This is a genomic window from Nocardia sp. NPDC059764, assembly GCF_042732555.1.
In the GTDB taxonomy this organism is placed as follows: Bacteria; Actinomycetota; Actinomycetes; order Mycobacteriales; family Mycobacteriaceae; genus Nocardia.
Genome location: NZ_JBHWHH010000265.1, coordinates 1 through 7,287 on the forward strand (window position 1 = coordinate 1; position 7,287 = coordinate 7,287).

5 protein-coding genes are annotated in these 7,287 nt (G+C 71.3%); all 5 read right to left on the minus strand.

The genetic code is table 11. From position 1 onward, the window contains the following. Positions 1-157 precede the first annotated feature (157 nt). The 5 genes from ACFV4K_RS33730 to ACFV4K_RS33750 all read right to left on the minus strand — a co-directional run bounded on the left by ACFV4K_RS33730 (position 158) and on the right by ACFV4K_RS33750 (position 7,132). The gene (locus ACFV4K_RS33730) at positions 158-1,321 is read right to left on the minus strand and encodes a lactate 2-monooxygenase (protein WP_379280350.1); all 1,164 of its coding nucleotides are present in this window, start codon (positions 1,319-1,321) and stop codon (positions 158-160) included. A gap of 161 nt (positions 1,322-1,482) precedes the next feature. Beyond that, the gene (locus tag ACFV4K_RS33735; RefSeq protein ID WP_379280351.1) at positions 1,483-2,907 is read right to left on the minus strand and encodes an FAD-binding oxidoreductase; all 1,425 of its coding nucleotides are present in this window, start codon (positions 2,905-2,907) and stop codon (positions 1,483-1,485) included. Between the two features lie 100 nt (positions 2,908-3,007). Beyond that, positions 3,008-5,881, minus strand: a complete 2,874-nt coding sequence (locus ACFV4K_RS33740) for a BTAD domain-containing putative transcriptional regulator (protein ID WP_379280352.1) — start codon at positions 5,879-5,881, stop codon at positions 3,008-3,010. A gap of 71 nt (positions 5,882-5,952) precedes the next feature. After that, the gene (locus tag ACFV4K_RS33745) at positions 5,953-6,285 is read right to left on the minus strand and encodes a hypothetical protein (protein WP_379280353.1); all 333 of its coding nucleotides are present in this window, start codon (positions 6,283-6,285) and stop codon (positions 5,953-5,955) included. 37 nt (positions 6,286-6,322) lie between these two features. Further along, on the minus strand, positions 6,323-7,132 hold the full coding sequence (locus tag ACFV4K_RS33750; RefSeq protein ID WP_379280354.1) for a hypothetical protein: 810 nt from the start codon (positions 7,130-7,132) through the stop codon (positions 6,323-6,325). Between the last annotated feature and the right edge of the window lie 155 nt (positions 7,133-7,287).

The window sequence follows — 7,287 nt, forward strand, 5'->3', positions numbered from 1 at the left end:
CGTTCAGGTTTTCCCTGCGGGGGGAGCCCCCACCCCCCACGGGGGGTGGCGCCGGACTCCAGGACACCGTGTAACAGGAAATATTGCCCTTCAACGCAATTCGGCGGATTGCCGGACCCGGACGGGTCCGGTTGGTGCACAGTGCCGAATCGCCGCGCTACACCGTGACGGGCCGCAGCGCGTCCGGCGTCAGATCCTTCAGCGTCGGATACCCGTCCACTGCCATGATCAGATCCGCCTCCGCCAGCAGCGTGCGCAGCACGTGCACGATCCCGTCCGCGCCGCCCAATGCCAGCCCGTACGCGTAGGGCCGCCCGATGCCGACCGCCGACGCGCCCAGCGCGAGCGCCTTGATGATGTCCGCGCCGGACCGCACCCCGGAGTCGAACAGCACCGGCAGCCCGTCCGCGGCCGCCACCACGCCCGGCAGCATGTCCAGGGCCGGGAGCCCGCCATTGGCCTGGCGACCACCGTGATTGGAGCAGTAGATGCCGTCGACGCCCAGATCCTTGGCGCGGCGCGCGTCATCGGGATGGCCGATGCCCTTCACGATCAGCGGCAGCTTGGTCAGCGACCGCAGCCACGGCAGGTCGGCCCAGGTGAGCGGATTGCCGAAGACCTGGATCCAGCGCAGGATCGCCGTCTGCGGATCCTCCTCGGGCGACTTGGCCAGGCTCGCCCGGAACACCGGGTCGGTGAAGTAGTTGGCCAGGCAGTGTCCGCGCAGCTGCGGGAAGTTGCCGGTCGACAGGTCGCGCGGCCGCCACCCGGTCACCCAGGTGTCGAGGGTGACGACAATGCCCTTGTACCCGGCCTGCTCGGCGCGCTCGACGAGGCTCGCGGCCAGGTCACGGTCGGTGGGGGTGTAGAGCTGGAAGAAGCCGGGGGTGTCACCGAATTCGGCGGCGACGTCCTCCATCGGGTCCACCGTCAGTGTGGACGCCACCATCGGCACCCCGGTGCGCGCCGCCGCCCGCGCGGTCGCCAGATCCCCGTGCCCGTCCTGCGCGCACAAACCGATCACCCCGACAGGTGCCATGAAAACCGGTGCGGCCCAGGTGCTCCCGAACAACTCGACGGACAGGTCGCGTTCTTTCGCGCCGACGAACATGCGCGGCATCAGACCCCACCGATCGAACGCCGCCACATTGGCATTCTGGGTCCGTTCGTCGCCCGCGCCGCCCGCGACGTACGAGTACACCGACGGCGGCATCGCCGCCCGCGCCCGCTCGGCCAGATCCGCGTAGCTCACCGGCATCGCCGGGACCACCCCGCGCAACCCGTTGAAGTAGATCTCGTTCTGAAAATCACCGAATGCCACGCGCAACCTCCTTGTTCACGCACCCGCCGCCGGAGCGCCCCGTCATTCTGCCAGCAGACCCTACCGGTGGGTAAGAAGTTGCGACCGCAGGACCTGCCGCACCCCGCGGGGTCTCTCGACCAGCGGCAGGTCCCGTCGGCGCTCGGCGCGGAAACCGGAGCTCAGCGCACCGGCAGGTTCCAGCGCGCGGCCGGAGCGAACACCCCGGCCGGGTCGTAGCGGCGGCGCGTGTCGACGAGGCGTTCGCGCTGCGGCGCGGTCCAGGCCGCCAGGGTGTCCGCCGCCCCGCCGAGCGGATTCAGGCCGAAGTTCGGGGTGGCGGCGTCCAGACTCCATCGGTCCAGTGCCGTAGCCACCCGGTCGAGCGCGGCGGGGACCACGTCGGCGACCGGCGGGGCCAGCACGCCGACCGCGAAGACCTGGAACGCCGCGTGACGGCCCGCGATGGTGTTGAGCGACTGCGGCTCCCGCGCGATCGCACCGCCGAACACCCGGATCTCGGCCATATTGATCGGCGCCCCCACGACCGCCCCGAGCAGGGCGTCGAGCGCCGCGTCCGGCAGTTCCCGCAGCAAGGTTCCCCGATCCAGGGCGGGCATCGGATGGGTCGGGTCATTGTGGATGGAAGCCAAAGCCGTATAAGGCATTTCGGTGATGGTGTCCATCAATGGCGCGGCGACCGGGCGCAGCGGGGCCAGCACCGCGGCGCCCTCGGCGGCGTCGCCGACGTGGGCGTAGCGCAGGGTCAGCACCGTGGCTCCGCGCAGCGGTTCCGGAATCTCCGGCAGCGGCGGCAGATTCAGGATCGCGACCGAACTGGTGACCGTTTCGGGCGCTGCCGCCACCCAGTTCCGCCATGCCCGCAGCACGACCGCCGCGTCCTCGATGCGGTAGGTGAGGCTACCGGCGTACAGGGTGTGGATCGGGAAGAGCCGGAACGTCATCTGGGTGACGATGCCGAAGGCCGCGCCACCGCCCAGCAGGGCCCGGAACAGTTCGGGTTCGGTGTCGGGGGTGACGCGGCGCAGGGTCGCGTCGGCCGTCACCACCTCCATGGCGGTGACATGGTCGGCGGCGAAACCGTAGGTGCGCGCGATCGGGCCCAGACCGCCGCCGAGGGTGTACCCGACGACGCCGACGCTGGTCGAGGACCCGGCGAGCCCGGCCAGCCCGAACGGGGCGGCGGCGTCGAGGACCTGCTGCCAGCGCACGCCCGCGCCCACGGTCGCGGTGCGCTGATCGCGGTCGATCGAGATCGCGTCGAGCAGGGTGGTGTCGACGAGGATGCTGTCCGCGGGGGTCGGCAGCACCCCGTGACCGGTCGCCCGCACCGCGATGGTGTAGCCGGTCTCGACGGCGACGCGCACGGTGGCCGCCACGTCGGCGGCGCTGCTGACCACCACGACGGCCGCGGCCGCGTGCTCGATCGCCGCATTGAATCCGGCCGCCGAGCGCTCATACCCGTCCTCACCAGGGGTGTGGACGGCGCCGGCGACGGCGGCGCGCAGGCGTTCGACGACGGTGGCGGCCGGAATCGGGTGTCGGTTGAGACCGGCCGGCGCGGCCGGATCGAAGACGCTGGGCATGGGGCTCCTGAAAGTCGATGGTGCTGATCGATATTCAGGAGACCGCAGGACGCTTATCGCGAACTTAGCTGCCGCCCAGCATCACCGGCCGACTCGGAGGTCAGGCGCTGACCAGGGCGTTCACCTCGGCGCGAGTCAACGTCGCGCCGGCCGCCACGCCTTCCTCGAACTCGGCCTCCGACAGCGCCGACCGGACCTCGGCCGCCTCGCGGACCGCGTCGACCGGATCCATCACCTCCGGCAGGAACCCGATCCGCCCACCCAGGGTGCGCACCGCCCCGAGCATCCGCGCACCGTCCGCGGGACGGCCGCTGCGGGCCGCGAGCGCCGCGGCCAACTGCACCATCACCAGCCATGACGTCACGTCCCCGTCCGGTTCCAGCGCGGTCTGCATGGTGCGCAACGCGGTCCGCGCGTCGGTGATGTCACCGGCGTCCAGAGCACAGCGGGCCAGCGTCCACGACGCGGAAGCCCCCGACCAGCGGTGCCCGCAGCGTTCGGCGACCGCGACCGCTTCCCGCAGCGCTGCCCGTGCTTCCTCGGGGCGGTTGCTGAACCGCAGGATCATGCCTTCGATCATCAACGCCTCCGCCAACTGCCACGGTCTGGCGTCCGCGCGGGCGGCGGTGACCGCGGCCGAGGCGGTGACGGCCGCCTCGGGGGTGGGCTCGGCGATCGCGCGCATGTAGGTGGTCCACGCCCGCATCCAGGCGGCGGTGTCGAGATCGCCCGCCTCGGCCGCCACCTGCTGGGCCCGTGCCGTAGCCGCCGCACCCCGGAGCGGATCGCCGGACAGATAGTGCAGCCCACCCAGTCCGCCGAGGGCCATGGACAGCGTGCCGGGTTCGACCCCGTGCCCGGGCGCAGCGGTCGCGTCGAGGGCGTTGGTGACGGCCACGATCCCTTCCGCGATGAACCCGCGCCTATACCAGAACCAGTGCAGGGCCGCGGCCAGCCGCAGCACGTACCCGGGGTCGCCGACCGCGAAGGCGGAGGCGATGGCGGCCCGATGCTCGGCGACATCCGCGCCGAGCGCGTCCATCAGCTCCGCCGAGCGCGCGTCCCGCAGATGGATCGCGGCGGCCTCGGCCCGGTCCAGCACGCAGCGGCGGTGCGCCGCGCGCACCCGCTCCAGCTCGCCGGCTGCGCAACGGGCGAGCGCGAATTCGCGGATGCTCTGCAACATCCGATAGCGGCGCGGCGACGACGCGGGCCGCACCCGCAGCAGCGATCGGCGCACCAGACCGGTCAACGGTTCCAGCACGGCCATCGAATTCGAGACGCCGTGCACGGCCGCGGCGGCGTCGATGTCGAAGCTTCCGGCGAAGACCGCGACATCGCGCAGCAGCCGAGCTTCGGCGGGATCGAGCAGCCGGTAGCTCCAGTCGATGGTGTCCGCGAGGCGGCGCTGCCGCGCGGGCGCGGTGCGGGCGCCGCCGGAGAGCAGCGTGAAGCGGTCGGCCAGGCCGTCGGCGATCTGCTGCTCGGACAGCACCCGCAGTTGCGCGGCGGCCAATTCCACCGCGAGGGGGATGCCGTCGAGGTCGGCGCAGATCCGCCGGACCGGTTCGCGCACCGACTCGTTCAAGGACCAGCCCGCCACCACGCCCGCGGCCCGCGCGGCGAACAGCGCGACGGCCTCGGACTCGTCCAGCGGCGGTACCTCGACGATGTGCTCGCCGTCGACCGCGAGCGGCTCGCGGCTGGTGGCCAGGACCCGGATGCCGGGGCATCGGATCAGGAGCGTGTGCACCACGTGGGCGACCCCGTCGAGGACGTGTTCACAATTGTCCAGCAGCAGTGTGCCTTCCCGGTTCGCGACGATATCGGCGAGGCGATCGGGTGTGCTGGCGCCGAGGACCTGCAGCGACTCGGCGATGGTGGCGGCGACCAGGTCGTCGGACTCGACCGAGGCCAGATCGACCCACCACGGCTCGTCCCCGGAGCCCGTCACGTGGGGCAGTCGCCGGCAGGTCTCGACGGCCAGCCGGGTCTTGCCGACCCCGCCCGTGCCGACCAGTGTCACCAGGCGCGTAGAGCGCACGGCGCGGCCGATGTCGTCGAGTTCGGCGGTGCGGCCGACCAATTGGGTCCGGGGCACCGGCATGGGACAGGCCGGCGCGGTCTCGGGCACGGTGACGACAACCCGGGCGGGGGCCTCCGATCCACGCAGCAGCTCCTCGTCGTGGCGCAGGATGGCGGTCTCCAGCTCACGCAGCCGGAGCCCGGGTTCGATACCCAGCTCGGTGTCGAGCCGATCGCGGATATCCCGCAGTGCCGCCAGCGCGTCGGATTGGCGTCCGGCCCGGTAGCGGGCCAGCGCCGTCAACTCCCAGACGCGTTCGTCGAGCGGATGCGCCACCGCCAACGCCTCCGCGTCGAGCAGCGCGGCTTCGGCGTGTCCGGTGTCGATCCGCAACTCCACCAGCGCTTTTCGCGCCCGCAGCTCGAGCGCGGTGAGCCGCGCGATCTCCGGCCGGACGAAATCGGCATCGGCGATATCGGCGTACGGCGCGCCACGCCACTCGTCGAGCGCGGACTCATAGGCCCGCAGCGCTGTAGCGGAATCGCCGGTGGCGCAGGCTGCTTCGGCCGTCGCGAGGTGCCCGGTGAAGCGATGCGCGTCGATCCGATCGGCGGCCAGATCCAACTGGTAGCTGGTGGCGGACCGGACGATCACGCCCGGCGCGCCGCGCCGCCGGTCGGGCTCGAGTCGATCGCGCAGCTTCGAGATCCCGAAATGCAGTGACCCCACCGACGGTTCCACGGCATCGTGCCACACCTGTTCGAGCAGCCGATCCGCCGACACCTCCCGCGGGAACGCCGCGATCAATGCCGCCAGCAAACTCCGCTGCCGCAGCCCGCCCAGATCGACCGGCCGTCCCTCGACCGTGGCCGCCAGTCCGCCCAGGACGTGTAGACGCACCCGCGGCCGCGCACCGTTCTCCTCGCCGTCACTCGGAAGATCACCCACGAATCACCTCACTAGCTCTCACTCGGCAATCTATCGCTGTGGGAGCCGTGAAGCGCATCACCGTCGCGTGACTAGTCGTCGGCCTCGGGTGCCGGGTAGCCGATCAGTCCGCGCGCATGGCCGAGCGCGTGGCGTCCGGCGATCATGCCGGGGGACAGCGACTGCCGGGCGATCGCCCCGCCCAGGGTCCGGATCTCGGCGAAATCGATCGGCTGCCCGGCCGCGGCCGCCAGAAAGGCGTCGATGGCCGGGACCGGCATCGGATGCGCCGGGTCATGGTGGATACACGTGGTGTCCAGCAATGGTGTGGCCACCTGCCGCAACGGCGCGAGCAACTCGGCGCCCCGGGCCGGATCACCCGAGTGGGCGTAGCGCAGGTGTAGGACTGTGAACCCGTGCAGCAATCTATCCCGCCGCCCACGCGGCGTCGTGGACGGGCGTTCAGTAGTGGGCGTTGAGGTATTCCGCCGCGTGGGTCGTCCACAGCACGTTCGTGCCGGGCATGTTGTGGCCGGAGTACCGCACGTGCTCGCCGTCGGGCCAGGGCGTCAGGTAGCCGAGCAGGCCGCGCACCGCGGCGGCGTAGCGGTCCAGGTTGGCGACCGGGTTCTGGAGCAGGAAGTTCAGCAGTTCGTGGAACAGCATCGGGGTGAGGTTGCCGATGCGCGCGCCCTCGACGAGGGAGAAAGGGGAGATCACGGTGTCGATGGCGCGCAGCGGGGAGTCGCCGGGGGAGGAGGTGATGATGTCGTTGGGGTTGGCGTACTCGCGCACGTCCAGGCCCGCCGGCCAGGCGCCGCGCTGACCGTGCAGGCCGTAGGTCTGCGGCGGGCACAGGTCGCCGACGGACTGGCCCTTGCGGCGCATGGGGTTGGCGATGTTCACCGTGAACGCGATCTCGAGCGGCGACCCGTCGACATTGGTGTAGACGCCCGCGTGCACACCCTGCAGGATCGTGCTGGCCACGATCCCGCCGAGCGAATAGCTCAGCAGGCCGCACACATTCGGCGAATCCTGGATGGCCTTGACCCCGGCCGCGACCCCGAGCCGCACCGAGGTGTCCAGCGAGGAGCCCCAGGTGCTGGGCACCGGGCCGATCTCGGCGGGCCAGTCCGGTTCGAACGCGCTGAACTTGCTCGTGTCCAGCAGCTTGGTGACATCGTGCAGCATGCCCGCCGGTGCCCCGTCGGAATTGCGCTGCTCCCCGGTGCCGCGCAGGGTGATGATGTCGATCATGGCGTTCGCCTCCATGCGCCGAACCTTTCGGCGCGGATTCGACGTTAGAAGCGTCCTACCAGCTAATCGCGAGTAGTCGGCTACCCGTTTACAGCGGAGGGCATGTGGGGACGCCGTGCGTCGCACGGGGCCGGGATTTCTGCGGAGACGACGAACGGCGGGCCCGGATC